Source organism: Streptacidiphilus fuscans, from assembly GCF_015690355.1.
In the GTDB taxonomy this organism is placed as follows: Bacteria; Actinomycetota; Actinomycetes; order Streptomycetales; family Streptomycetaceae; genus Streptacidiphilus; species Streptacidiphilus fuscans.
On record NZ_JADPRT010000007.1, the window covers coordinates 338060 to 362751 of the forward strand.

At 71.8% G+C, this 24692-nt stretch carries 22 protein-coding genes; 9 read left to right on the top strand and 13 right to left on the bottom strand.

Annotated elements, in window-relative coordinates; genetic code table 11:
• Positions 1 to 158: 158 nt before the first annotated feature.
• From I2501_RS19315 to I2501_RS19325, 3 genes are read left to right on the top strand one after another with little or no spacing between them, the layout of a single operon-like run.
• Positions 159 to 1049 carry an ABC transporter substrate-binding protein gene (locus I2501_RS19315; RefSeq protein ID WP_408022753.1) on the top strand — a complete coding sequence of 297 codons (891 nt, stop codon included), beginning with the start codon at positions 159 to 161 and terminating at the stop codon, positions 1047 to 1049.
• 20 nt (positions 1050 to 1069) lie between these two features.
• Complete coding sequence (locus I2501_RS19320) at positions 1070 to 1945, top strand: amino acid ABC transporter permease (RefSeq protein WP_196195322.1); 876 nt, start codon at positions 1070 to 1072, stop codon at positions 1943 to 1945.
• Positions 1942 to 2706 carry an amino acid ABC transporter ATP-binding protein gene (locus I2501_RS19325; RefSeq protein WP_196195323.1) on the top strand — a complete coding sequence of 255 codons (765 nt, stop codon included), beginning with the start codon at positions 1942 to 1944 and terminating at the stop codon, positions 2704 to 2706. Before I2501_RS19320 ends, I2501_RS19325 begins: the two co-directional genes overlap by 4 nt.
• A 66-nt stretch (positions 2707 to 2772) precedes the next feature.
• Here I2501_RS19325 and I2501_RS19330 read toward each other — a convergent pair whose 3' ends face one another.
• Positions 2773 to 3498, bottom strand: coding sequence for a polysaccharide deacetylase family protein (locus I2501_RS19330; RefSeq protein ID WP_196195324.1), 726 nt, complete (start codon positions 3496 to 3498; stop codon positions 2773 to 2775).
• Complete coding sequence (locus I2501_RS19335; RefSeq protein WP_196195325.1) at positions 3495 to 4673, bottom strand: MGDG synthase family glycosyltransferase; 1179 nt, start codon at positions 4671 to 4673, stop codon at positions 3495 to 3497. Before I2501_RS19335 ends, I2501_RS19330 begins: the two co-directional genes overlap by 4 nt.
• A gap of 315 nt (positions 4674 to 4988) precedes the next feature.
• On the opposite strand from I2501_RS19335, the gene I2501_RS19340 reads away from it, so the two are divergent.
• The 4 genes from I2501_RS19340 to I2501_RS19355 all read left to right on the top strand — a co-directional run bounded on the left by I2501_RS19340 (position 4989) and on the right by I2501_RS19355 (position 8691).
• Positions 4989 to 5582 carry a DUF5134 domain-containing protein gene (locus I2501_RS19340; RefSeq protein ID WP_196195326.1) on the top strand — a complete coding sequence of 198 codons (594 nt, stop codon included), beginning with the start codon at positions 4989 to 4991 and terminating at the stop codon, positions 5580 to 5582.
• A 195-nt stretch (positions 5583 to 5777) separates the two neighbouring features.
• A complete protein-coding gene (locus I2501_RS19345) occupies positions 5778 to 6773 on the top strand; it encodes a M56 family metallopeptidase (protein WP_196195327.1) in 996 nt (331 codons plus the stop codon).
• Between the two features lie 207 nt (positions 6774 to 6980).
• Positions 6981 to 7880, top strand: coding sequence for a DMT family transporter (locus I2501_RS19350; RefSeq protein ID WP_196195328.1), 900 nt, complete (start codon positions 6981 to 6983; stop codon positions 7878 to 7880).
• 175 nt (positions 7881 to 8055) lie between these two features.
• On the top strand, positions 8056 to 8691 hold the full coding sequence (locus I2501_RS19355; protein WP_236046646.1) for a TetR/AcrR family transcriptional regulator: 636 nt from the start codon (positions 8056 to 8058) through the stop codon (positions 8689 to 8691).
• A 35-nt stretch (positions 8692 to 8726) separates the two neighbouring features.
• On the opposite strand, the gene I2501_RS19360 is transcribed toward I2501_RS19355, so the two are convergent.
• Positions 8727 to 9590 carry a helix-turn-helix domain-containing protein gene (locus I2501_RS19360; protein WP_196195329.1) on the bottom strand — a complete coding sequence of 288 codons (864 nt, stop codon included), beginning with the start codon at positions 9588 to 9590 and terminating at the stop codon, positions 8727 to 8729.
• A gap of 333 nt (positions 9591 to 9923) precedes the next feature.
• Here I2501_RS19360 and I2501_RS19365 point away from each other — a divergent pair, with 333 nt between their 5' ends.
• Positions 9924 to 10478: an ATP-binding protein gene (locus I2501_RS19365; protein ID WP_196195330.1), complete on the top strand. Its 555-nt coding sequence runs from the start codon at positions 9924 to 9926 to the stop codon at positions 10476 to 10478.
• Between the two features lie 136 nt (positions 10479 to 10614).
• On the opposite strand, the gene I2501_RS19370 is transcribed toward I2501_RS19365, so the two are convergent.
• Complete coding sequence (locus I2501_RS19370) at positions 10615 to 10851, bottom strand: DUF397 domain-containing protein (protein WP_196195331.1); 237 nt, start codon at positions 10849 to 10851, stop codon at positions 10615 to 10617.
• Between the two features lie 407 nt (positions 10852 to 11258).
• Between I2501_RS19370 and I2501_RS19375 the strand changes: the two genes are divergently transcribed.
• Entirely contained in the window at positions 11259 to 12104 is an 846-nt protein-coding gene (locus I2501_RS19375; RefSeq protein WP_196195332.1) for a sirohydrochlorin chelatase, read from the top strand.
• A gap of 135 nt (positions 12105 to 12239) precedes the next feature.
• On the opposite strand, the gene I2501_RS19380 is transcribed toward I2501_RS19375, so the two are convergent.
• The 9 genes from I2501_RS19380 to I2501_RS19420 form a co-directional block, all read right to left on the bottom strand.
• On the bottom strand, positions 12240 to 13256 hold the full coding sequence (locus tag I2501_RS19380) for a LacI family DNA-binding transcriptional regulator (protein ID WP_196195333.1): 1017 nt from the start codon (positions 13254 to 13256) through the stop codon (positions 12240 to 12242).
• A gap of 11 nt (positions 13257 to 13267) precedes the next feature.
• Positions 13268 to 14494, bottom strand: a complete 1227-nt coding sequence (locus I2501_RS19385) for an MFS transporter (RefSeq protein ID WP_196195334.1) — start codon at positions 14492 to 14494, stop codon at positions 13268 to 13270.
• A gap of 3 nt (positions 14495 to 14497) precedes the next feature.
• The gene (locus tag I2501_RS19390; RefSeq protein ID WP_196195335.1) at positions 14498 to 15586 is read right to left on the bottom strand and encodes a LacI family DNA-binding transcriptional regulator; all 1089 of its coding nucleotides are present in this window, start codon (positions 15584 to 15586) and stop codon (positions 14498 to 14500) included.
• Positions 15583 to 17313, bottom strand: a complete 1731-nt coding sequence (locus I2501_RS19395; protein WP_196195336.1) for a glycoside hydrolase family 13 protein — start codon at positions 17311 to 17313, stop codon at positions 15583 to 15585. The genes I2501_RS19390 and I2501_RS19395 overlap by 4 nt, the downstream gene beginning before the upstream one ends.
• Positions 17314 to 17383: 70 nt before the next feature.
• A complete protein-coding gene (locus I2501_RS19400; protein WP_196195337.1) occupies positions 17384 to 18250 on the bottom strand; it encodes a sugar ABC transporter permease in 867 nt (288 codons plus the stop codon).
• The gene (locus I2501_RS19405) at positions 18247 to 19254 is read right to left on the bottom strand and encodes a carbohydrate ABC transporter permease (protein ID WP_196195338.1); all 1008 of its coding nucleotides are present in this window, start codon (positions 19252 to 19254) and stop codon (positions 18247 to 18249) included. Before I2501_RS19405 ends, I2501_RS19400 begins: the two co-directional genes overlap by 4 nt.
• A gap of 137 nt (positions 19255 to 19391) precedes the next feature.
• On the bottom strand, positions 19392 to 20681 hold the full coding sequence (locus tag I2501_RS19410) for an extracellular solute-binding protein (RefSeq protein ID WP_196195339.1): 1290 nt from the start codon (positions 20679 to 20681) through the stop codon (positions 19392 to 19394).
• 140 nt (positions 20682 to 20821) lie between these two features.
• The gene (locus tag I2501_RS19415; protein WP_196195340.1) at positions 20822 to 23704 is read right to left on the bottom strand and encodes an FAD-binding and (Fe-S)-binding domain-containing protein; all 2883 of its coding nucleotides are present in this window, start codon (positions 23702 to 23704) and stop codon (positions 20822 to 20824) included.
• A gap of 100 nt (positions 23705 to 23804) precedes the next feature.
• Positions 23805 to 24659 (bottom strand): hypothetical protein, encoded by an 855-nt coding sequence (locus tag I2501_RS19420; protein WP_196195341.1) that lies wholly within the window; start codon positions 24657 to 24659, stop codon positions 23805 to 23807.
• Positions 24660 to 24692 lie beyond the last annotated feature (33 nt).

The following is a 24692-nucleotide window of genomic DNA, read 5'->3' on the forward strand; positions in this document are numbered from 1 at the left end:
GCGCTGATCACCGTCCGCACCCGGGCGACGTCCGGACGAGGCGTGGGTGTCCGGCATCCGAGACGGGACGGAAGCGGAGAACCGGCTTCATCGTGCTGTGACACGTGATCGGTAAGCTCCGGCCACTTGCCTTCCTTCCAGGATTCACCGGAGTCACTGTGAACGCCCTGCTCAAGACCACCCGTCTGCTCAGCGCCGTCGCCGGCGCAGCCGTCCTGGCGTTGGCCGGCTGCGCGCCGCAGTCCAGCTCCACGGCCGCCTCCGGTGCGAGCGGCTCCGCTGCCTCCTGCACCAAGGGCGCCCTCGCCACGATGGCCTCGGGCAAGCTGACCGTCGGCACCGACAACCCGGCGTACACGCCGTGGTTCGACAACAACGACCCGTCGGACGGCAAGGGCTTCGAGTCGGCGGTGGCCTACGCGGTCGCCCAGCAGCTCGGCTACGCCAAGGGCAAGGTCGACTGGACCGTGGCGCCGTTCAACAACGTGATCACGCCGGGGCAGAAGAAGTTCGACTTCGACGTCAACGAGGTCTCCATCACCGACGAGCGCAAGCAGGCCGTCGACTTCTCCACCGGCTACTACGACGTCCGCCAGGCCGTGATCACGCTCAAGGGCTCGAAGTTCGCGGGCGCCACCACCGTCGCCGGGCTCAAGGGCGCGAAGATCGGCGCGCAGGTCGGCACCACCGGCCTGACGGTCGTGCAGAAGGTCATCGCCCCGACCACCCAGCCGTCCGTCTACGACACGACAGACCTGCTCACCTCGGCGCTGAAGGACCACCAGATCGACGCGTTCGTCGTCGATCTGCCGACCGCCTTCTACATCACCTCGGAGGAGCTGCCGAACGCCACGGTCACCGGCCAGTTCCCGTCCGGCGCGGCCACCTCCGACGGCAAGCCGGAGCAGTTCGGCCTGGTCCTGCCCAAGGGCAGCGCGCTGACCTCCTGCGTCTCCCAGGCCGTCGAGGCCCTCCAGGCAAACGGCACCCTGACCGCGCTGGCCAAGCAGTGGCTGCCGGCTTCTGACACAGCGCCGGTTCTCAAGTGAGCGCGGGATCGGACGCAGAGATGCGCGAGGGGACGGACGCCGAAGCCTCGGCGTACGTCCCCTCGCAGCGGCGGTTGGAGCGTGAGGCCTACCGCCGCTCGCGGGCGCGGCGTTCCGCGCTGATCGCGGGAGGCAGCACGGTCGCCGTGGCGGCCGTGCTCGCCGTCGTCATCACCGGCTCCCCCGGGTGGCCGGTGACCAGGACGACCTTCTTCAGCGGCCACTACGCCCGCCAGGCGATATCCCCGGTGCTGCACGGCTTCGTGCTCAACCTGGAGCTGCTGGCGGTCTGCGGGCCGACCGTCCTGGTGCTCGGCCTGCTGATCGCCGCGCTGCGGACGCTGCGCGGACCGGTCTTCCTGCCGGTGCGGCTGCTGGCCACCGCCTATGTGGACTTCTTCCGCGGCTTCCCGCTCGTCATCCTGATGCTGCTGGTCGTCTTCGGCGTCCCCGCGCTACAGCTCCAGGGCGTCACCAACGACCCGATCGTCCTCGGCGGCGCGGCCCTGGTGATCTGCTACTCCGCCTACGTGGCCGAGGTGTTCCGCGCCGGTATCGAGTCGGTCCACCCGAGCCAGCGTGCCGCCGCCCGGTCGCTGGGTCTCGGCTACGCGCAAACGATGCGGTTCGTGGTGCTGCCGCAGGCGATCCGCCGGGTGGTGCCGGCGCTGGTCAACGACATGGCCTCGCTGCAGAAGGACACCGGCCTGGTCTACCTCGGCGGCGCGATCGACGCGGTCGCGGCGGCGCACATCATGGTCGCCAGCAGCTTCAACTACACGCCGCTGGTGCTGGCCGGGCTCGGCTTCGTCATCCTGACCATCCCGATGACCCGCTACGCGGACTGGCTCACCCGCCGGATGGACAACCAGCGCGCCCAGGGAGGCGTCGTATGACCAGCCCCGCCCCGGCCTCCCCGGTCCTGCGCTTCGAGTCGGTCCGCAAGGCCTTCGGCGAGCACGTCATCCTCGACGACGTGTCGTTGGAGGTCCCCGAGCACTCGGTCACCGTCCTGATCGGCGCCTCCGGCTCCGGCAAGTCGACGCTGCTGCGCTGCGCCAACCTGCTGGAGGTGGTCGACGACGGCGCGATCTGGCTGGACGAGCAGGAGATCACCGATCCCCGCGCCGACGCCGACGCGGTGCGCCGGAGGATCGGCGTGGTCTTCCAGGCTTACAACCTCTTCCCGCACCTGAGCGTGCTGGACAACATCACCCTCGCCCCGCGCCGGGTCCACCGGAAGCCGAGGGCCGAGGCGGAGGCCCGCGCGCTGGAACTGCTGGACCGGCTGGGTCTGGCGGGCAAGGCCAAGGAGTACCCGGACCGTCTCTCCGGCGGCCAGCAGCAGCGCGTCGCCCTGGTCCGCGCGATCGCGGGCGAGCCGCGGCTGCTGCTGCTCGACGAGATCACCGCGGCCCTCGACCCGGAGCTGGTCGGCGAGGTGCTGGAGGTCGTCCGCGACCTCAAGGGCCAGGGCATGACCATGGTCCTGGCCACCCACGAGATGGCCTTCGCCCGCGACGTCGCCGACCAGGTCTGCTTCCTCGCCGACGGCGTGGTGCTGGAACGCGGCAGTTCCGCCGAGGTCTTCGGCGACCCGCAGCACGAGCGCACGCGGCGGTTCCTCACCCGCCTGCGCGAGTCAGGACGGCTCTAGCCGCCCGCAGAGCAACGACAGTGGGGCCGGTCCTCCCGAAGGAGAGCCGGCCCCACGTGCGTGCGCTCAGATCCCGTGCTCGCCCACCGGGCCGACCTGCCAGCCCTGCTCCGCGCAGTGGTCAAGCAGGCGCGGGAGCGCGGCCAGTGTCGCGGTCCAGGAGGCCGGGGCGCTGGTGCAGTCGGAGTCGTGGAGCAGGATGGTGCCGCCGCCGCGCAGGTTGCGGGTGACCGTCTGGTAGACGGAGGTGCCCGTCGCGCCGGCGCGCCAGTCCGCGCCCCACGAGGTCCACAGGACCGGGGTCATGCCCAGGCCCCGGGCCGTCGTCAGCGCCGAGGTGGTGGCGATGCCGTACGGCGGCCGGTACCAACGCGGCTCGACGCCGGTCGCCTCGGTGACCAGGCCGTGGGCGCGGGTCAGGTCGTCCTTGGTGGCGCGCGGCGTGCGGACGACCATCGGGCGGTGCAGGTAGCCGTGGACGGCGATCTCGTGGCCCGCCGCGATGATCTCCTTGCCGAGGCCCGGGTCGCGCTCCAGCATGAAGCCGAGCAGGAAGAAGGTCGCCTTGACGTCCCGCTTCTCCAGCAGCCGCAGGAAGCGCGGCGTCGAGATGGGGTCCGGGCCGTCGTCGAAGCTGAGCGCGACGTGCCCCGGGTCGCCGAGGCCCCCGTAGCCGGGGAAGAACTTGGTACGGAGCGGTTCGAGGGGCTGGATCGAGGTCAGCGCGGGTGCGGCGTGCGCCAGCGCCAGGCCGCCGGCGATACCGGCGGCCGTCTTCACAGCACGGTTCATCGTGCGTTCTCCATCGTGGCGAGCGGGACGACCACGCCGGGGAGCTCCGCGGTGAGATGGGTGAGCCCGGCCGACTCCAGCAGCAGCTCGACCGCGTCGACGCCCCACGGCGCGGGGACGGCGGATTCGGAGCGTATCGCCCGGTCCAGCAGCGGGGCCAGCTCGGCGTGGGAGCGCGCCCAGGGGGCCACGCCCGCCTGGTCGAGCGCAGCCGCGTTGGTCAGGCCGTGGCCCGGGATGGAGCGGTAGGTGATGACGGGGATGCCGGAGGCGACGGCCTCCAGCACGGTGATGCCACCGGCGTTCTGGACCAGCACGTCGGCCGCGTGCATCAGGCTCGGCATGTCGTCGACCCAGCCCAGCGCGGTGACTCCGGCCTCCTGCAACCGGGCGCGCAGCACCTCGTTGCGCCCGCAGACGACGACGCAGGTCAGCCGCGGGTCGGCCGCCTCAACGTCGGCGACGGTGTGCTCCAGCTCGCCCGCGCCCCAGGAGCCGCCGACCAGCAGCGCGATCTTCGCGTCGTGGGCCAGGCCCCAGCGCTGCCGGGCGGCGGCGCGGGAGGCCTTGGTCACCGGGGTGAACCGGCGGTCCACCAGCGGGGTGACCACGTGGACGTCCTGGCACTCGGTGCCCTCGGCCTGCTCGGCCGGGACCGTGTGCACGGCGAGGTGGGAGTCGACGTCCGGCGAGGCCCAGAGGCGGTGCACCGAGAAGTCCGTCAGGTAGGTGTGCACCCGCTGGCTGATCCGACCGCGCTTGCGGAGCCGGCCCAGCACCTGGCTGGCCAGCGGGTAGGTGGAGACGACGACCGCGGTGTCGTCCGGCAGCGCGCGCTTCATCGCCCGGCCCGCGAGCCAGGTGAAGAGGGCGGCCTGGCCGTTCATCATCCGCGGGTTGTCCATGCCGCCGTAGAGCAGCTTCCAGGTCCACGGGGCCCGCTCGAGCATCGTGTGGTAGGTGCCGACGAAGATCTTGCCGGTGATGCCGGGCAGCAGGTCGAGGAAGTCGTGGCGGTCGACGTTCAGGCCGGCCTCGGCGAGCCGGGTCTCCAGCTCCTTCGCCACCGCGTCGTGTCCGGCTCCGACGCTCGCCGAAACGATCACCGCACGGGGCGGGCGGGCGTGCGTCAGGTCGGAACGGCGCTGCAGCGGCAGGCGGATGAGTCGGCCCATGATGTCGGCAGTCCCCGGATCGGTTCGGTGATGAAAGCGGACAGTTCCAAGCTATTGATCGAAACGCCGCAGCGAGAGCGCCCGCAGGATGATTGGCGTCACCGCGATCCGTAGTCGCGTCGGGTACCCGGCACCGCCACATACTCCATTTGGAGTACGTCGGCTCTCAGGGTCGGCCGTAAGGTGGAGACGCAGTGAACGCGGCATTCACACCCCGCCATCTGCTTCCACGCGCCCCCGTTGCGCCCTGTTCTGCGGCGATCACCCCGCGTCACAGTGGCCCGAGGCGGACAGGCGACGCGTCAGGGGGCGTGGATGCAGGACGCGGGGGTACTGGGCTGGCTGCTGGTGCTGCTCTGCGGGGGCACCGGACTCTACTGCGCCGCCCGCTTCTGCCTGCGCCGGTCGGCGCCGCGGGCGGACCGCGCCGCGGACGGCACCGAGGCGGTGATGGGCCTCGGTATGGCCGCGATGGCGGCCGGGCTGACGGCCCCTACGGGGCTCTGGGTCGCGGTCTACGGGTCGGCCGCGCTGCTCTCGCTCGGCGCGGTACTGCTGGTCTCCGGCCATCGGCTGCACCACGGCTACCACGTCCTCGGGCACGCGGCGATGGTGTACATGGCCGTCGCCATGAGCGGCGGCGCAGTCGGCTCGGGCGACATCGGTTCCGGCGACATGGCAGGGATGGCGGGAATGACCGGCATGGCGGGCGCGCCTCCCCGCGGGCTGCCCGTGCTGACGGGCACGTTGCTGGTCGCCTTCCTGGCCGTCTCGCTCGTCGCGGGCCTGCGGCTGACCGCACCCGCCACCGGCCACCGGTCCCGGTCGCTCTTCACCGCCCCCGCGCTGCCGGACGCCTGTCGGGTGGTCATGGGCCTGTCGATGGCCACCATGCTCGTGCTGCTCTGAGCTCGTGCTGCTCTGACCTGGTGCTGCTCCGAGCCCGTGCTGCTCCGAAGCGCATGCGGCGGGCTCGCCGCCGACTCCGTGTCCTGCGTCACTGCTTTCGGCAAACCGATTCCGTGGCAGGCCGATCCGCCATAGGTTGAGCGCGCACGCAGTGACGCGTGCGTCCCGTCCTGCCCTCGGAGGTGCCGCGCAGCGGTGGGAGCCTTGCCCGGACTTGTCGCGCTCGGCGCGCTGCTCGCTCTGCTGGGCCCGCGCGCGCTGGCCCGCGCCCGCTGGACGGAACGCGAGCCGGTGGTCGGGCTGTGGGCCTGGCAGTGCCTGGTGGTCGGCGTCCTGCTCTGCTGCGTCTGCGCGCTGGTGCTGACCGGCGCGGCGGCCTGGCCCGCCGTCAGATCCCTTGTCTTCACCGGGGCCCCGGCAGGCGTGGAGGAGGCCTACGGCTTTCCGCTGGCCCGCCCGTGGGCGATCGGCGCGGCCTTCGTCTTCGCTGTGGGCGGCGTGCGGACCGCGCTGGCCCTGGCCGTCGAGGTCTCCGGCTCCCGTGCGACCCGGCTGCGTCAGCACCGGCAGCTGAAGGCTCAGGCGCCCGACCTGCACCCCGAGCTGCGTCCCGGGCCGCACCCCGACCTGAAGCAGTCCGCCGCGCCATGGAGCCGCTCGGAGCGCTCGGAGCATTCGGGGCAGTCGGAGAAACTGGTCGTGCTGGAGAGCGAGGAGCTCAAGGCCTGGTCGCTGCCCGGTCCGGTGCCCCGACTGGTGGTCACCACGGCCGCGCTGCGCCGCCTCAGCACCCGCGAGCTGGACGCGTTGCTCGCCCACGAGCGCGGGCATGTCCGCGCCCGGCACCACTGGCTGTCCGGCTTCGCCGAGGCCCTCGTCTCGGCGTTCCCCGCGATACGGCTCTTCGGCCAGTTCCGCGACCAGGTGGGCCACCTCGTCGAGCTCGCCGCCGACGACTCCGCCGCGCGCAGCCACGGGCGGCTGGCCACCGCGATCGCGCTGGTCGAGCTCAACCCCGACAGCCCGTGCCCGCATCCGCTGGCCCAGATACCCGCCAGGGTCGACCGCCTGCTGGCGGGTGGCACGCGCCTGCCCTGGCCCTCCCGGCTCGGCCTGACCGTCGCCGCGGTGGCGCTGGCGCTGACCCCGGTCGTCCTCACCTTCACGCCCGGCCTGTCGGCGCTGGTCTGACACCGGGTCTGTCCCCGCGCCCTGCCCCGGGTGCGGCGCGGCCCTCCGGCCGGGTTCAACCCTCCCGAAGTGGCGTAGTTCGCCAAGAAGCTGACGTACTTCCTGAAGAAGGTGGGAATGCGCTGAGTGCGAGGGCCGGTCCGGGAACCCCGCGATACGCTTCCCGGGAGTGGCCCGTGATGGCACGTTGACTGTGGGTGAATCCCCGTGACGGTGTTTCTTCTCGGTGTGGGCGCAGCCTGTCTGCTGGGGCTGGGTTTCGTCCTGCAGCAGCACGCGGCGCAGTCCGCCACGCGCTCCGACCTGGTCTCCTACCGCCTGCTGCTGCGGCTGGTGCGGTCACGCGAGTGGCTGCTCGGCATCGCCTTCATGGTCTGCGGTCAGGTGCTCAGCGCCATGGCCCTCGACGCGGGACGGATCTCCCTGGTCGAGCCGCTCCTCTCGACCCAGCTGCTGTTCGCCATGGCCCTGGCCCGACGGATCACCAGACAGACGCTGGGCGCCTCGGGTTGGGGCGGCGTGGTGCTGCTGGCGGTCGGCGTGACCGTCTTCATCCTCAGCGGGCAGCCCACCGGCGGTGGCGCCGAGATCGGCGCGCTGCGCCACTGGCTGGTCTTCGGCATCGTCGCCGGGCTCGCGCTGCTGCTGGTCACGCTGGCCGGACGGCTGCCCCGGATCCGCCAGGCGACCCTGCTCGCGCTCGCCGCAGGGCTGCTCTACGGCCTGCAGGACGCACTCACCCGCACCGCCGAGCTCCGTCTGGACACCGGCGGACTCGGCCTGCTGGTGACCGGCTGGCAGCCCTACGCCGTGCTGGCGATCGGCGTGGTCGGGCTGGTCCTGGTGCAGAACGCCTTCGAGTCGGCGCCGCTGAAGATGTCCGCACCGGCGCTGACCGCGGCCCAGCCGCTGGCGGGCATCGCCTGCGGGGTCGGCTTCCTGGGCGACCAGCTCCAGCTCACCCCGGCTGCGCTGGCGGGCGCGGCGGCCGGGCTGGTCTGCATCGTGATCGGGGTGGTCGTCATCGGCCGGCACCCGGCACTGCCGGACGCCCGCCCGGCGTCCGCTGCCCTGCCCGACGCGGAGCCGGAGACGGTGCTGCGCTGAAGCTCCCGGGCTGATGCTGCTGCGCCGAGGGCCCGTGTCGCGCAGCTCAGGAGCCGCCTTCCGGGGCCGGTAGGACGCTCAGGTTGCGCGCGTATATTGGCGCCCAGCCAGTGAGCGGCACCCACTGACCGGCCCCCACCCCCAGCCGGTCAGCCCAAGGCAGTGCAGGAGCGCCATGTCACCACGTCGGGAAGCGGTCAACGAGGTCATGCGTGCGCGCTCGCGCGAGCGCATCATGCAGGCCACCGTGGAGCTGATCGACGAGCACGGCTTCAACCGGGTCACCCTCGCCGACATCGCCGAGCGGGCACGGGTGGCCCGCGGGCTGGTCTCGTACTACTTCCCCGGCAAGCGGTTCCTGCTGCAGACCGCGATGCACCGGCACATGCACCTGGCCCTGGCCGCGGCGCTGCGTCCGCTGGACGAGCCCGGCAACCCCGCGCAGAGCGAGGACCCGGACGTCTGGCTGGCCACCACGATCGACGCGATCACCGGCCTGGCCGTCGACCAGCCCACGCTGATGCGGACGCATCTGGCGCTGATCCTGGCCCCCATCGACGGGCGCTTCGTCCAGGACGACGAGCAGCAGCAACTCGGGGCGCTGCTCCAGGAGGTGCTGCGGCGGCGCGGCTCGGCCGATCCGGCCGCTGACCACGCGGTGCTGCGCAGCGCGCTGATGGGCGCGTGCATCGGCCTGCTGCTTCCCGGCGCCGAACTGCCGGGCTCCGTGATCCGCGCGGACCTCTTCGCCCGCTACGGCCTGGACCCTCGCCTCGGTCCGCGCAGCGCGACAGCCGTCGCGCTGCCCTGATCGTGACACCGTCCGATCGCGACGACGCCTGAGCGTCAGGCTTCCTCGATCAGCCCGGTGAGCAGGTCGACCGTCTTCTCCGGCGTCAGGCTGTCGACGCTGAGCCGCTCCATGACCTGGACGTAGGCGTCGACGTCGTCGCGCTTGTCCAGGTAGAGCGCGCTGGTGAGCTGCTCCAGGTAGACGACGTCGGGCAGGTCCTGCTCGGGGAAGCGGAGGATCGAGAACGCGCCGGTCTCGGCCGCGTGGCCGCCGAAGCGGAACGGCATCACCTGGAGCACCACGTTCGACAGCTCGGCCATCTCGATGAGCGCCTGGACCTGAGCCCGCATCACCTTCGGTCCCCCGATGGGGCGACGCAGCGCGGCCTCGTCGATCACCGCCCAGAGACGCGGCCCGGAGCCCTCGACGACCATCCGCTGACGGCGCATCCGGAGGTCGACCCGGTGGTCGATCTCCTCCTCCCCCATGTAGGGCCGGTTCAGGCCCATGATGGCCCGCGCGTAGTCGGCGGTCTGCAGCAGGCCGGGGATGAACTGCACCTCGTAGGTGCGGATCAGCGCGGCGGCCTCCTCCAACCCCACATACGTCTGGAACCAGTTGGGCATGGCGTCGCTGAAGCTGTGCCACCAGCCGTTCTGGTTGGCCTCGCGCACCAGCGTCAGCAGCTGGCCGCGCTCGGACTCCTCGACCCCGTAGAGACTCAACAGGTCCACGACGTCCCGCTCCTTGAAGCTGACGCGGCCCAACTCCATGCGGCTGATCTTCGACTCGGAGGCCCGGATCGTGTAACCGGCGTCCTCGCGGGAGATGCCCTTGGCCTCGCGAAGACGGCGCAGTTGGGAGCCGAGGAGGATGCGGCGCACCATCGAACCGCCCCCCGGCTGAACCGTGGTCATTCCGTCGAACCTCCACCCGCTGGTAACACGCCACAGTCTGCCACTGTCAGGCACTGCCCGGGCGCGCATCGTGCCTGCTTGTCCATGCGCCGGTCAAGATGTCCGAGTCGTGACCCTCCATCACTGCGCAGCGCTACCACCACACTACTCGCTGCATGGGCAGATGCACGTGCATCTGCCCTAGGCGCGAATGCACGTGAATCCACTCTTGCATCTGACGTATGCGAAGAGGACCATGGACACGTGCACCTGCACGCCCCCTGGCAATCCGCCGAGAATTCGCCCCGGCCGGCACCACCGGACGGGGCCGCGCCCGCATGGGAGGAGCTCTTCATGGGCCTGAGCCCGGCGGTGCTCGCGGACCGCGAAACCGTGGTGAGCTGCGCGCTCGCCCCCCGACGCGAATCCGTCCGTACAGCCAGGGAGTTCACCCGGCTCACCCTGAACCGCTGGGAGCTCGGCGATCTCTTCGACGACATCGCCCTGGTGGCAAGCGAGTTGGTGACCAACGCGCTCCGCTACGGCCTGCCGGCCCACGTGCCCGAGCCCCGCAGCATCTGGGGCAGACGCGGCGCGGGCGCAAGCCCCATCGGCGACCGCATGGACCTCCGGGCAGAGGAGACGGCGGGCAGCGGCTACGGCGGCACGGCGGAGAACCCCGGGAATCAGCCACTGATACGGCTCAGCCTGGTGCGCAGCGACCCCCAGGTGGTCTGCGCGGTGACCGACCCCTGCGAGAACGGCCCGGTGCCGCGCGAGGCGGACTGGGTGGCCGAGTCCGGCCGTGGGCTGCATCTCGTCGAGTCCTTCAGTCAGTCCTGGGGCTGGCACCCCGTGGCGGTCGGCAAGGTCGTCTGGGCCGTCTTCGAACTTCAGTCGCACGGCTGATGCTCCGGCCGCGGATCGCCGCGGCCGCACACATCCTTCGCATGCCGCACACACCCCCCTAACACGAGAGATGACCCGGGAGTTACTCCCGGGCCATCACATGGGGACCGTGTGGGTGGAACGTGCGGGGCGCAGGTCAGTCGACCAGGTGGTCGAACTCCCCGGCCTTCACACCGTGGAGCAGCGCGACGATCTCCGCCTTGGTGTAGATGAGGGCCGGACCGTCCGGGAACCGCGAGTTGCGGACCGCGACGTCACCGCCCTCAAGGCGTGCCAGCTCGACGCAGTTGCCCTGCGAGTTGCTCATCCGGGCCTTCTGCCAGACCACTCCCTCGAGTTCCGTGGCGGCGATGCCGTTGTAGATGCGATGCATAGGTATCTCCCCGGGACGTGCGAGCGGTGCACCATGCAGCGTTCTCACTGCCGGTGATGATATCGCCAGTGCACGTGCACGTGCAGGTGCTTATGCGTGTGCACATGCGTTTACAGGAGGTGACTGCTTTCTTTACAGCACGGGGAGTTGACCGCCCTAAACGGGCAAATCCGGGCGCATCGTCGTCGCTCTCGGCAACAGGCTCTCGCACAGTGCACACATATCGACCGACTTGATCAACAGCATGGAACTCCCCCGTGACGCACAGTCAGTAACCACGTGCCCGTACCACCTGTGTGACGCTGCTCACGCGTGTTCGGTTCGGCCGATCCCTTACTCACCGGTATGGGGCCGGTATAGGGCACCCGGCTCCCAGGGGACGAACGGATGACCTACCATCGTCCCCCATGAGCACTGCCGCGACTCCCAGCACGCCGCTGCCTGTCCGTACGCCCGCCGCACGCGCGCGAGGACGCCACCGCCGTCCCGAGCGGCCCGAGATCCCCGCGGGCGCTTCCACGCTCGTGCTCGCCGTCCCGGCGCCGGCCAACCCGGACTCCCGGCGACTGGCGGAGGAGATCGCCACGCTGATCCGCCTGGACCAGCCGGACGCGCAGGTCACCGCGGCCTATCTGACGGCCGCCACGAACGTCGACGGGCTGGGCGACTGCCCGTCCATCCAGGACGTGCTGGGCGAGGCGGTGGAGGCGGGCACCCCGCCGATCGTGGTTCCCCTCTCCCCCGGCCCCAGCGCCGAGCTGGACGCCGCGCTGGCCGGGTTCGAGTCCGTCCGGCGGACCGACGCGCTGGGCCCGCACCCGCTGCTGGCCGAGGCCGTCCACGTGCGCCTCAGCGAGGCCGGTCTGGCCCGCGCGGACCGCGCGCGCCTCTTCGCCATCAACACCTCCGCCGACGGCATCGTGCTCGCCGGCACGGGCGACGCGGAGGCGCTGGAGCTGGCCGAGGTCACCGCGGTGCTGTTGGCTGCGCGCCTCGCCGTCCCGGTGGTGGCCGCGTCACTCGACTCCGCGGAGTCGGTGGTGGCGGCGATGACTCACTTGCGTGAGACGGGCTGCGTCCAGCCGGCGCTGGCGCCGTACCTGCTCGGCCCCGAGGTCAACGCCGAGCTGCTGACGTCCTTGGCGGATGCGATCGAGTGCCCGCTGGCCGAGCCGATCGGCACGTACCCTGCGGTGGCGCGGCTGGCACTGGGGCTGTACCTCGGCGCCCTCGGCGTCGAGGCTGAACTGTAAGAACAAAGGGTGCGTTGCAGCACCTAAGGGGCGCGGGGAACTGCGCGACAAGCCACCCAGGGCGGACGGTCCTCAACGCGCAGGGCCATCCGCACAGAGTGGTTTCTCGCGCCGTTCCCCGCGCCCCTGTTGTCGCTACGCGACAGAACCCGTCGAGCCGCGGACGACGAGTTCCGGCTGGAAGACGAACTCCCCGCGCTGCGCGGGGTTTCCGCCGATCTCCTCCAGGAGGACGTTGACCGCGGCCGCGCCCATCGACTCCACGGGCTGGCGGATGGTGGTCAGTGGCGGGTCCGCGAAAGCGATCAGCGGGGAGTCGTCGAAGCCGACGACGGAGATGTCGCCCGGGACCGTGAGGCCGCGCGCCCGAGCCGCGCGGATCGCGCCGAAGGCCATCAGGTCGCTGCCGCAGACGATCGCCGTACAGCCCTTGTCCAGCAGGACGTTGGCCGCGGCGTGGCCGCCCTCGACGGTGAAGAGGGAGTGCTGGATGAACTCCCGGCTCTGCTCCTCCGAGAGGCCCAGGACCTCGCCCAGCGCCGCGGTGAAGCCCTCCTCCTTGCGCAGCACCGGGACGAAGCGGGAGGGGCCCACGGCCAGCCCGATGCGTTCGTGGCCGAGCCCGGCCAGGTGGCGGACCGCCATCCACATCGCCGCGCGGTCGTCAGGAGAGATGAACGGCGCGCTGATCCGCTCGCTGTAGCCGTTGATCATCACGAACGGCACGCCCTGGCCCTGGAGCTTGTCGTAACGCGCGGTGTCGGCCGTCGTGTCGGCGTGCAGGCCGGAGACGAAGACGATGCCGGTGACGCCGCGTTCGACGAGCATCTCGACCAACTCGTCCTCGGTGGAACCGCCCGGCGTCTGCGTGCAGAGCACCGGCGTGTAGCCGTAGCGGGTCAGCACCTGCTCGATGACCTGGGCCAGCGCCGGGAAGATCGGGTTGCTGAGCTCGGGCGTGATCAGGCCGATCAGGCCCGCGCTGCGCTGCCGCAGCCGGGTGGGACGCTCGTAGCCGAGGACGTCGAGGGCGGCCAGCACCGTCTGCCTGGTCGCCGCGGCGACGCCCGGCTTTCCGTTGAGCACTCGGGAGACGGTGGCCTCGCTGACCCCTGCCTGTGCCGCGATGTCGGCCAACCGCGCTGTGTTCACAGCACCGAAGCCTATTGCACGCACACACTTTCGCCTGCTGTTTGCCCGACCGGCGGACGATTCGCAGGGATCCTCAGTCGGAAGGACAGGACGAGCGCGACCAGCGCCGCCGCCGCGGGGACGTGGTACCCGGCCCCGGGAGCGAGCTGGTCGACCGCCCAACCGCCCACCGCCGTACCGGCGGAGACGCCGACCAGCAGGCCGGTCGTGGTGAGCGTGAAGCCCTCCGTCAGCCGGTTTTCCGGGACGAGTTCGGCGACCAGGCCCATGCTGGTCGACATGGTCGGCGCGGTGGCGAACCCCGCGACGAAAAGGTTGAGCGCCACCTGCCAGAGGTTGCGGTCCAGCGGCAGCGGAGCCAGCGTCACCGTCATGGCAAGCAGCGCCCAGCGCAGCCGGACCACCGCCGAGCCGCGCGGTCGCCACAGGCCGAAGGCGATGCCGGAGAGGCCGGAGCCGAGCGCGTAAGCGGCGAGTACCAGGCTGGCCTCGGCCTTGTGCCCGTGGGCCTGGGCGAAGCCGACGGTGGTGATCTCCATCGTGCCGAAGACGCAGCCCGCCGCCGTCAGCATCGGCACCAGCGCGGGCATCCCCGGGGCGCGCAGGGCTCCACCGGGCCGGGTACGCGTCGAGCGGTCGGGGGAGGCTGCGGGCGGCGGCTCGGTGCGGCGCTGGGTGGCCAGGACGAGGATGCCCACCAGGCTCAGCAGAGAGGCCGTCAGATACGCGGTGAGCGGCGAGAAGGAGGTCGCCAGCGCCATCGCCGCGATCGGGCCGAGGACGTAGCAGAGCTCGTCCACCACGCCCTCGTAGGCGTACGCGGTGTGCAGCACCGCCTCGTCGCCCCGGTGCAGGAAGGACCAGCGGGCGCGGGCCAGCGAACCGGTGTTGGGGCCGACGCCGCTCAGCGCGGCGCAGGCGAGGTAGAGCCAGGTGGGCGCGTGGGCGCGCAGGGTGAGGACGAGTCCGAGGCCGCCGAGCGTGGCCAGCAGCACCGCCGGGACGCTGACCCTGGTCTGGCCGTGACGGTCCACCAGCCGGGCCTGCCACGGCCCGACGACGGCGATGGTCACAAGGACCGTCGCGCCGCCGAGCCCGGCCAGGCTGTAGGAGCGGTGCAGCGAGGTGACCAGGAGCGTCGCCGCCAGGGAGAACATCCCCACCGGGAACCGCGCCAGCAGCACCGCCGCCGTGAACCCCTTCGCCCCGCGCGGGGCGAAGAGTTCGCGGTACGCCATCCGTCAGCCTCGTCCGCGCTGGCGCGCGCTCGCACCATGGGCGCCGGTGGAGCCCCGGACCACCAACTCCGGCTGGAAGACGAACTCCGCGCGGTGCACCGGCACCGCGTTGATCTCCTCCAGCAACGCGTCGACCGCCGCCGCGCCCATCGCCTCGACCGGCTTGCGGATGGTGGTGAGCGGCGGGTCGGCGAAGGCGATCAGCGGCGAGTCGTCGAAGCCGACGACGGAGACCTCGCCCGGCACGTCCAGGCCGCGCTGGCGGGCGGCGCGGATCGCGCCGAAGGCCATCAGGTCGCTGCCGCAGACGATCGCCGTGCAGCCCTTGTCCAGCAGCATCCCACCGGCGGCGTGGCCGCCCTCGACGGTGAAGAGGGTGTGCTGGACCAACTGCTCGACCTCGGCGTCGCCGTAGCCGAGCAGCTCCCGCGTCGCCGCCGCGAAGCCCGTGAGCTTCCGTGCCACCGGCACGAACCGGGCCGGGCCCACGGCCAGGCCCACGCGCTGATGGCCGAGTTCGGCCAGGTGCCGGACCGCCATCCACATCGCCGCGCGGTCGTCGGGCGAGACGAAGGACGCGTCGATCCGCTCGCTGAACCCGTCGATCAGCACGAACGGCACACCGCGCCCGGCGAGTCGGGCGTAGCGCTCGTGGTCGGCGGTGGTGTCCGCGTGCAGGCCGGAGACGAAGACGATGCCGGTGACGCCTCGGTCGACCAGCATGTCGACCAGCTCGTCCTCGGTCGAGCCGCCCGGGGTCTGGGTGCAGAGCAGCGGAGTGTAGCCGTGGCGGGTCAGCACCTGCTCGACGACCTGGGCCAGCGCCGGGAAGATCGGGTTGCTCAACTCCGGTGTGATCAGCCCGATCAGGCCCGCGCTGCGCTGCCGCAGCTTGACCGGGCGGTCGTAGCCGAGCACGTCCAGCGCCGCAAGCACGGTCTGCCGGGTGGTCGCCGAGACGCCCGCCTTCCCGTTGAGCACCCGGGAGACGGTCGCCTCGCTGACGCCCGCCTGGGCCGCGATGTCCGCCAGCCGGGCGGGCGGTGACGCCGGGCCAGGACTCGCCGGGCCGGCCTGTGACGGGATGCTCATCGGTCCGTCCACCAGACGGTGGTGTCTCCAGGTACGACAACGGTGCTGCCGGCAGCGGTCCCGCCGTCCAGCACCGGCTCCGCGCCCGAGGTGAGCAACGGCCGCCCAGGCACGGGCAGCCGGACCGGCGCGGAGCCGGTGTTCGCGACGCAGGTGAACGCGCCGCGACGGAAGGCCAGTACGCCCTCGGGGGCGTCCAGCCAGTCCACCGCGTCGCCCGCGCCCAGCTCCGGGCGTTCGGCGCGGAGCGCGAGCGCGGAGCGGTAGAGCTCCAGCGTCGAGGTCGGGTCGCCGGTCTGCACCTCGACGCTCAACTCCGCCCAGACGGGCGGCTGCGGCAGCCAGCTGGGGCCGCCGTCGACCGGCCCGAAACCGTACGGCGCCGCCGTTCCGGACCACGGCAGCGGCACCCGGCAGCCGTCGCGGTAGCCGTCCTGGCCGCTCTGGCGGTGGAAGGACGGGTCCTGACGCACCTCGTCCGGCAGGTCGGTGACGTCGGGCAGGCCCAACTCCTCGCCCTGGTACAGGTACGCGGAGCCCGGCAGGGCCAGCATCAGCAGCGTCGCGGCCCGCGCGCGGCGCAGGCCGAGCGCGCGGTCGCCGGGCGTGCGGATCTGGGTGCTGGTGGACGGCTCGTTGGCGAACCGGGTGGCGTGGCGGGTGACGTCGTGGTTGGAGAGCACCCAGGTGGCGGGCGCGCCGACCGGACGCATCGCGTCGAGGGTCAGGTCGACCACCTCGCGCAGTGCCTCGGCCTCCCACGGGGTGGCCAGGTACTGGAAGTTGAACGCCTGGTGCAGCTCGTCCTCGCGGACGTAGTTGGCCGTCCGCGCCACGGTCGGCGTCCACGCCTCGGCGACGAAGATGCGCTCGGAGCCGTCCTCGTCCGCGTACTCCGCGAGGATCGGCCGCCAGGAGCGGTAGATCTCGTGGACGCCGTCCTGGTCGAAGAAGGGCATCACGTCGTGGCCGAGCAGCTTGAGCTGGTCGTGCACGCCCAGGTCGGGCAGGCCGGGGGCCTTGACCAGGCCGTGGGCCACGTCGATGCGGAAGCCGTCGACGCCGAGGTCCAGCCAGAACCGCAGGATCGAGCGGAACTCGTCGGCGACGGCGGGGTGGTCCCAGTCGAAGTCCGGCTGCTCGGGCGCGAACAGGTGCAGGTACCACTCCCCCGGCGTCCCGTCCGGCTCGGTGACCCGGGTCCAGGCCGGGCCGCCGAAGATGGACTCCCAGTCGTTGGGCGGCAGTTCGCCGTTCTCGCCCTTGCCGGGGCGGAAGTGGAAGCGGCGGCGCAGCGCCGAGCCGGGGCCCTCGCGCAGCGCCTGCTGGAACCACTCGTGCTGGTCCGAGCAGTGGTTGGGCACGATGTCGAAGATGACCCGCAGGCCGAGCGCGTGCGCGTCCTCGATCAGGCCCGCCGCGTCGGCGAGTTCGCCGAACATCGGGTCCACCCGGCGGTAGTCGGAGACGTCGTAGCCGGCGTCAGCCTGCGGCGAGGCGTAGAACGGGGAGAGCCAGACCGCGTCCACACCCAGGTCGCGCAGGTAGGGCAGGCGCGCGCGGACGCCCGCGAGGTCGCCCATGCCGTCGCCGTTCGCGTCGGCGAAGCTGCGCGGATAGACCTGGTAGATCACCGCCTCACGCCACCAGTCGGTTCTCCGCTGCGCATCGCGCTCGCCTGCACCACTGAGCGCGGGACGGACCGGGACGACGAGATGCTGGGTCATGGAATCCCTTGGAAGCGAGAGAACTTCGACTGAACTGCGAGAGGTGGTGCGGAGCGGGGGCGCGGGCCGGTCAGCCCTTGGTGCCGCCCGCGGTGAGCCCGGCGACCAGGTGCTTCTGCACCAGGTAGAAGACGATCGCCGCCGGGATGGCGACCAGCACGCCGGTGGCCGCCAGGTAGTTCCACTGCGAGTTGTACTGGCTGACGAACTGCTGCATGCCGACCGCGAGCGTGTACTTGTCCGGCGACAGCAGGAAGTAGGAGGCGAAGGCGACCTCGCCCCAGGCGGTGATGAAGGAGTAGAACGCCGCCACCGCCAGGCCCGGCTTGGCCAGCGGCAGGATCAGCCGCCAGAAGGTGCCGAACGGGGTGAGCCCGTCGATCCGGCCGGCCTCGTCGATCTCCACCGGGATGGTGTCGAAGTACCCCTTCATCAGCCAGGCGACGTAGGGGACGGTGGTGGTGCAGTAGACGAGGATCAGGCCCGGGTAGGTGTCCAGCAGCTTGGTGTCGGCCAGGATCTTGTAGAGCGGCACCAGCAGCACGGCGACCGGGAACATCTGGGTCAGCAGGAACGAGTACATCAGCGTGCCGCGTCCGAGGAACCGCATCCGCGAGACCGCGTAGCCCGCGCTGGCGGCGAGCAGCACGCCGAGCACCATCGTCCCGGCCGCCACGATCGCCGAGTTGGCGAACCAGGTGAAGAAGTCGGTGTGGCCCAGCACGTAGCTGTAGTTGGAGAGCGAGGCGTGTGCCGCGATCCGCTGCGGGTGCTGGTAGTCGTACTGCCCCGGGCCGAGCGAGATGTAGACGACCCAGGCCACCGGGAAGGCCGCCACGAACGCCGCCACGGCGAGGACCGAGTGCAGTCCGAGGGAGGCGAGCGGGCTGCGCTCGTTGCGACCGCGTGGCTTGGTCAAGCGTGCGCTGCTGCTCATGCTGCGTCTCCCTGCATGCGGCGGATCCAGCGCCGGTAGAACTCGGTGAAGACGACCAGGATGGAGAGGCAGAGCACGCCGACGGTCGCGGCGCGTGCGTAGTCCATCGGCTCCTGGCCGAAGAAGAGGCGGAACGAGTAGGTCACCAGGATCTGCACGCTGTCGCTGTTGGTGGTGCCGAACAGCAGGTAGATCACGTTGAACTGGTTGAAGGTCCAGATGATGCCGAGCAGCACCAGCGTGCTGCTGACCGGCCGCAGACCCGGCAGGGTGACGTTGCGGAACCGCTGCCAGGCGGTGGCGCCGTCCATCTCGGCGGCCTCGTAGAGCTCGCCCGGGATGGCCTGCAGGCCGCCCAGCATCGAGACCATCATGAACGGCACGCCCACCCACACGTTGACCGCGATCGCGGCCACCCGCTGCCACAACGGGTCGCTGAGCCACTGCACATGGCCGATGCCGACGAATCCGAGGACGCTGTTGACCAGCCCGTCGTCGGCCAGCAGCAGCCGCCACGAGAAGATGGTGACGAAGGTCGGCACCGCCCACGGCAGGATCAGCAGCATCCGGTAGGCGGTCCGGCCGCGCACCTTGCGGTTGAGCAGCACGGCCAGCCCGAGGCCCAGCGAGATGGTGAGGACGACGCAGGTGACGGTCCAGACGATCGTCCACCCGAAGTGCGGCCAGAACTGGTTGTCCGGCCCCGACAGGATGTCGACGTAGGTCTTGAGCCCCACCCAGCTGAAGGTGTCCGGGATGTGGTTGACCCCGATGGTGTGCCCGACGTTGAGGCTGGTCGCGTCGGTGAAGGTGTACATCACGCCCAGCACCAGCGGATAGCCGACGAGCAGGCCGAGCACCACCACGACCGGGGCGCACATCGCCCAGGCGTACCAGAACTGGTCGTACGACTGCCGGATCCGACGGAACGGCCCCCGGCGTCGCGCCTCGGCCCGGTCCACCGGGTCCGGCGGCGCGGCCTTGGCCGGTGCTGCCACGGTCATGCTGACACCTCTTCAGAGACTGCTGCTTCAGACACTGATGCTGGCCGTTGCCGGCCGGGAAGGACTGCGACCGGCCGGCCGTCGTCGCGCCGTGGAACCCTCAGTCCACAGCGACCGGACGGCCGGCCGGAGTTCGGTCACTGCGCGGCGTAGTCGGTGAGTTCCTTCTGCGCCTGGATGGTGACGTTGTTCATCCCGGTCTGCACGCTCTCCTGGTTCAGCAGGATCTTGGTGAGGTCGGTCTGGAAGGTGGTGTAGAGGTCGCTGTACTGGACCAGCGGCGGACGCGGCACACCGGCGGAGAGCACCGGCTGGAAGTCGGCGATCCCGGGGTTGGCCGTGACGGCCGAGGTGTACGCGTCGCTGCGGGTCGGCAGCGTGGAGTTCTTGGTCGCGATGGTCTCCTGCGAGGCCGCCGAGGTCATGAAGGCGATGAACTTCTCGGAGGCGGCCTGGTGCGCGGCGTCCGAACCGGCGTAGGCGACCAGGTTGTGGCCGCCGATCGGCGCGCCCGCCTTGCCGGCCGAGCCGGCGGGGACCACCGCGACACCCAGGTTGGACGCGCTGGAGAAGGCGGAGCCCTTGAGGACGTTGGTGGTCTCCCACGGGCCCTGGATGATCGAGGCGACCTTGCCGGTCTCGAAGGCGTCCATGATGTTGGCGTAGCCGTTGGCGGTGGTGTCCAGCTTGCTCACGCCCGGAGCCGCGAGCAGGTTCTTCAGGGTGGTGATCCCCTTGATCGCCGCCGCGGAGTTGAACTCCAGCTTCTTGGCGTTGACGTCCACCATGTCGGTGCCCTCGCCGTAGAGGAACGGCATGGCGTAGTAGGACGCCGGGTTGAAGGCGAAGCCGTCGACGCCGTCCTTCGTCTTGACCGCCGCGGCGTCGGCCGTGAGCTGGGCCCAGCTGGTCGGCGCGGCGGTGATGCCCGCCTTGGCGAACAGCTGCTTGTTGTACATCAGCGCCAGGGTGTCGGTCACCTCGGGCATGCCGTACAGCTTGCCCTGGTAGGTGGCCTGCTGGATCAGCTGCGGCTCGAACTTGGCCTTCTCGGCGGAGGCGGGGGTGCCGTCCAGCGGGACCAGGTAGCCCTGCTGGGCGAAGCCGGGGAGCCAGCCGACGTCGGAGCGGAGCACGTCGGGCGCGCCCTTGCCCGCGGACGCGGCGGCGGTGAACTTGGTCTGGGCGGTCGCGAAGGGGACGTTGACGTAGTCCACCTTGATGGTCGGGTTCGCGGCCTCGAACTGAGCGACCAGGGCCTTGTAGGTCGGCGCCTCGTTGGTGGCGTCCGAGGTGTCCCACCAGGTGATGGTGACCGGACCCGCGTTGGCGGAGGAACTGCCGGAGCTGCTGCCAGAGGAACCGCAAGCGCTTGCAGAAACCGCTATCGCCGTCGCCAGAACGGCCGCCGCAATGCCACGACGCATCGATGGACTCCTTCGGGGGTGGGTGCCCGGGTCGCACAGCCGCCGGGCTTGGGGAGGAACGTAACAGCGATGCAATCGGCTTGGAAAGTGCTTGCAGCAACTTTCTGCAAGCACGCCGGATCGTTACCTCCGCGTGTCCGTCAGATGTCCGAGAGAGGCTCCTGCGGCAGCATCCGCTCCAACCACTCGGCGAGGTGCAACGCCCGGCGACCGTCCGCCAGCTGGGCGATCTGGGTGCGGCAGCTGAACCCGTCCGCCAGCACCGTCGCGTCCGGCTCGGCCCGCAGCGCGGGCAGCAGCACCCGCTCCGCGGCGGCGACGGACACCGCCTCGTGACCCGGCTCGAAGCCGAAATCGCCCGCCAACCCGCAGCAGGACGGCGGTAGTTGGCGCAGGTCCAGGCCTAGCCGGGCGGCGAGGCGCCGGTCGGCGTCGGTGCCGAGGACGGCGTGCTGGTGGCAGTGCGTCTGCACCAGCGCGCTGGGCTTGCTGTCGGGCTTGCTCTCGGGCTTGCTGTCGGGCTTGCTCTCGGGCTTGCCCTGGACCGCGAGGGCAGCAACCAGCTCGGGAACGCGGTCGAGTTGCTCGTCCAGGAGTTCCGCGAACGTGCGGACACGGTCGGCCAGTGGGGAGTGCGGTGCGCGCAGTTCGGCCGCGCAGCTCGGCTCCAGCACCACGATCGGCAGCTGCGGATCGGCGTCCAGCAGCGGCGCCAGCGTGCGCAGGGTGCGGTCCCTGGTGCGACGGGCCGCGTCGAGGCGGCCCGTGGTGGTCTGCGTCAGCCCGCAGCAGACGGGCCCTTGCGGCAGTACGGGCCGAAATCCGAACCGGCGCAGCACGGTTGTCGCAGCGCGCAGCACCTCGGGCTGCAAGTGGTTGCCGAAAGTGTCAGGCCAGAGCAGCACCGGCCGACCGCCCGAACCCGCGCCGGCCGCACCCTCGGTGATGGTGCCCTCGGTGAAGGCGCGCGCGGGGATCGGCGGCAGCGGACGCTGCCGGGTGGTCCCGGCGAGCCACGCCAACAGCGGTCCGAAGCGGCTCCGTGCCAGCGCGCCGACGGGTCGGCCCAGCCGCAGCGCGCGCAGCAGCCGCAGGTTGCGCGGCAGTCCGCCGAGCGTCCAGTGGATCCGGGGCCGCGGCCGGTGCCGGTAGAAGCGGTGCAGGAACTCGGACTTGTAGGTCGCCATGTCGACATGGACCGGGCAGTCGCTCGCGCAGGCCTTGCAGGCGAAGCACAGGTCGAGCGCCTCCCGCACCTCGCGCGAGCGCCAGCCGTCCGTCACCAGGTCACCGCGGAGCAGCTCGCCGAGCAGCCGGGCCCGGCCACGCGTCGAGTGCCGCTCCTCTCTGGTGACCGCGTAGCTCGGGCACATCACGGTCGCCGGGTCGTCGGTGACACACGCGCCCACGCCGACGCAGCGTCGCGCGCCGTCCACCAGCGTCAGCGTCAGCTCCGGGAAGAGCTCCCGCCGCAGCGCCGGTTGCCGCAGATCGGCGTCGAACGGGCGCGGGTCGACCAGATTGCCCGGGTTGAGCAGGTTCGCAGGGTCCCAGAGCGCCTTGAACGCCCCGAACAGCTCGATGACGCGCGGCGGGTACATCCGGGCCAGCAGCTCGCCGCGCGCCTGGCCGTCGCCGTGCTCGCCGGAGAGCGACCCGCCGTGACGCACCACCAGGTCGGCGGCGCCGGTGAGGAAGCCCCGGAACCTGCCGTTCTGCGGACGGTCCAGGTCGAAGTCGATCCGCAGGTGCACGCAGCCCTCGCCGAAGTGCCCGAACGGGGTGCCCTGGAGGCCGTGCGCGGCCATCAGCTCCCGCAGCTCCCGCAGGTACCCGGCCAGCCGCTCGGGCGGCACGGCGGTGTCCTCCCAGCCCGGCCAGGCCTCCGAGCCGTCCGGCGCCCGGGTCGCCGTCCCGGCCGCGGCCTCGCGCACCCGCCACACCGCCCGCTGGGCCACCGGGTCCTCGACCACGGCGACGGCCGCTCCCTGCGCCCGCACGGCCCGTTCGACCGCCCTGGCGTGGTCGCCCGCCTCGGCCTCCAGCAACAGCCAGCCGCCTGGGCCGGTCAGACCGGCCAGGCCGCCAGGGACCAGGTCGCCGCCCATGCCCTCGGCCGTCAGCGGGCGCAGCGGCAGCAGCTCCAGCACCGCCTCGGCGGTGGCGCTCTCGTCCGCGTACCCGGCGACGACCAGGACGCGGCGGCTGGGCAGCGGGGCCAGCGCGACGGTCGCGCCCAACAGCAGCGCGCAGGTGCCCTCGGTGCCGGTGAGCGCGCGGGCGAGGTCGAAGCCGCGCTCGGGCAGCAGCGCGTCCAGCGCGTAGCCGGAGACGCGGCGCGGCAGCTGCGGGAAGTCCTGACGCAGCGTGCCCAGGTTCTGCTCGGCCAGCGCGTGCAATCCGCGCAGCAGCTCCCCCGCGCGGCCCGGCGTGCCGCGCAGCAGCTGCGCCCGCTCGTCGGCGGAGAGCGGGCCGCTGACGGTCAGTTCGGTGCCGTCGGCGAGCAGCAGGTCGAGCGAGCGGACGTTGTCGGCGGTGCGGCCCCAGACGACGGAGTGCGGGCCGCAGGAGTCGTTGCCGATCATCCCGCCGAGCGTGCAGCGGCTGTGCGTGGACGGGTCCGGCCCGAAGACCAGCCCGTGCGGCCTGGCCGCCGCCTGGAGCGAGTCCAGCACCGTGCCGGGCAGCACGCGTGCGGTCCGCGCCTGCGGATCGACCTCCGTCACCCCGGCGAACCGCGCCCGCAGGTCGAGCACCAGGGCGCCGGGACTGACCGCCTGCCCACCGATGCTGGTCCCGGCCCCGCGTGCCAGCACGGGCACGCCGTGCTCCCGCGCCAGCGCCACGGCCGCCCGCACGTCGTCCGACGACGCGGGTTTCACCACCCCGAGCGGGACCTGACGGTAGTTGGACGCGTCGTAGGCGTAGACGGCCCGCTGCGCGGTCCCGAAGTCCACCTCACCCCGGAGGGCGCCGCGCAGCGCGCGTTCGAGGGACCGCGCTTGTTCGACAGAACTGGTCACCCGGTCATTCTCGTGCGGCCACGGCCGATCTCGGTGCGACGACGCCCGTTCAGGCCCGATCCGACCCCGGTCCTACCCGATCCGGCCCGGTCCGGCTCGCTCACGCGCCGAAAGCGGCCGCCTCGCGGGCCGCGGCGTTCGTGCAGGGTGCGAGCAGCGGCGCGGCCCAGGCCAGCAGCCGCCCGGAGGGTCTGGTCTCCGCGAACGCGCACGCGCCCGGCTGTCCGGTGGCGAAGACGCCCGCTCTGCTGGCCCGCTCCCCGGTCGAGCCCGCGTTCAGCTCCGCCGCCAACTCGCTGCCGCTGGGCGCTCCCGCCGGCACCACGGGCAGGGCCGGGCAGGCCGTCGGGACGGGATCGCCGACCACGTCGGCCGCGAGCCCCGAGACCGGACCACCGGCCGGACCGCCCGAACCGGCTGAACCACCCGAACCGCCCGAACCGCCCGACGGACCGCCTGCCTTCGCGGGCTGCCAGTCCATGGCGTAGCAGCGCACCACCGTCGCCGCGCTCCGCCCGTCGAAGGCGCCCGAGCTCGCCTGGCCCACCAGCTGGACGGTCAGCACCGCGTCGCCGGGACGCCGCACGTCGACGCGGAGCAGCTCGCTCGGCACGGCGGTCGCCGTCTCCGCGAACCGGGCCTCGTCCGGCAGGCCGTCAGGCGGAAGCTGACGCAGCGCCAGGGCCAGCAGCCGCGCCTCGCCGTCGGCCGCCTGCGCCGCCAACTGCCCGGGCGGCGGATCGGCCAGCCAACCGGAGGCCGCCTCGCCGACCACGGCGACCGAGGCGACGACGCCGAGGGTGATCACCACGCCGCCGACCCGCCGCAGGCCGCACGCCCGGCGCAACACGCCGAACGGGCGAAGCTCGACCAGCCCGCGCAGCCTGCCCGGACCGAGAAGCTTGCCCAGCCCCAACTTGCCCAGCCGCCAGTGCGTCAGTGCCGCCCCCTGCATCGCCTGAACCGCTCCCGCATCGCGTCGGTGTAT

What these genes read in the sequence shown, in the direction of transcription:
- I2501_RS19320 (WP_196195322.1), top strand. Translation starts at nt 1,070, where the DNA reads ATGCGCGAGGGGACGGACGCCGAAGCCTCGGCGTACGTCCCCTCGCAG.
- I2501_RS19325 (WP_196195323.1), top strand. Translation starts at nt 1,942, where the DNA reads ATGACCAGCCCCGCCCCGGCCTCCCCGGTCCTGCGCTTCGAGTCGGTC.
- I2501_RS19330 (WP_196195324.1), bottom strand. Translation starts at nt 3,498, where the DNA reads ATGAACCGTGCTGTGAAGACGGCCGCCGGTATCGCCGGCGGCCTGGCG.
- I2501_RS19335 (WP_196195325.1), bottom strand. Translation starts at nt 4,673, where the DNA reads ATGGGCCGACTCATCCGCCTGCCGCTGCAGCGCCGTTCCGACCTGACG.
- I2501_RS19340 (WP_196195326.1), top strand. Translation starts at nt 4,989, where the DNA reads ATGCAGGACGCGGGGGTACTGGGCTGGCTGCTGGTGCTGCTCTGCGGG.
- I2501_RS19355 (WP_236046646.1), top strand. Translation starts at nt 8,056, where the DNA reads ATGTCACCACGTCGGGAAGCGGTCAACGAGGTCATGCGTGCGCGCTCG.
- I2501_RS19360 (WP_196195329.1), bottom strand. Translation starts at nt 9,590, where the DNA reads ATGACCACGGTTCAGCCGGGGGGCGGTTCGATGGTGCGCCGCATCCTC.
- I2501_RS19365 (WP_196195330.1), top strand. Translation starts at nt 9,924, where the DNA reads ATGGGCCTGAGCCCGGCGGTGCTCGCGGACCGCGAAACCGTGGTGAGC.
- I2501_RS19370 (WP_196195331.1), bottom strand. Translation starts at nt 10,851, where the DNA reads ATGCATCGCATCTACAACGGCATCGCCGCCACGGAACTCGAGGGAGTG.
- I2501_RS19375 (WP_196195332.1), top strand. Translation starts at nt 11,259, where the DNA reads ATGAGCACTGCCGCGACTCCCAGCACGCCGCTGCCTGTCCGTACGCCC.
- I2501_RS19385 (WP_196195334.1), bottom strand. Translation starts at nt 14,494, where the DNA reads ATGGCGTACCGCGAACTCTTCGCCCCGCGCGGGGCGAAGGGGTTCACG.
- I2501_RS19390 (WP_196195335.1), bottom strand. Translation starts at nt 15,586, where the DNA reads ATGAGCATCCCGTCACAGGCCGGCCCGGCGAGTCCTGGCCCGGCGTCA.
- I2501_RS19395 (WP_196195336.1), bottom strand. Translation starts at nt 17,313, where the DNA reads ATGACCCAGCATCTCGTCGTCCCGGTCCGTCCCGCGCTCAGTGGTGCA.
- I2501_RS19400 (WP_196195337.1), bottom strand. Translation starts at nt 18,250, where the DNA reads ATGAGCAGCAGCGCACGCTTGACCAAGCCACGCGGTCGCAACGAGCGC.
- I2501_RS19405 (WP_196195338.1), bottom strand. Translation starts at nt 19,254, where the DNA reads ATGACCGTGGCAGCACCGGCCAAGGCCGCGCCGCCGGACCCGGTGGAC.
- I2501_RS19410 (WP_196195339.1), bottom strand. Translation starts at nt 20,681, where the DNA reads ATGCGTCGTGGCATTGCGGCGGCCGTTCTGGCGACGGCGATAGCGGTT.
- I2501_RS19420 (WP_196195341.1), bottom strand. Translation starts at nt 24,659, where the DNA reads ATGCAGGGGGCGGCACTGACGCACTGGCGGCTGGGCAAGTTGGGGCTG.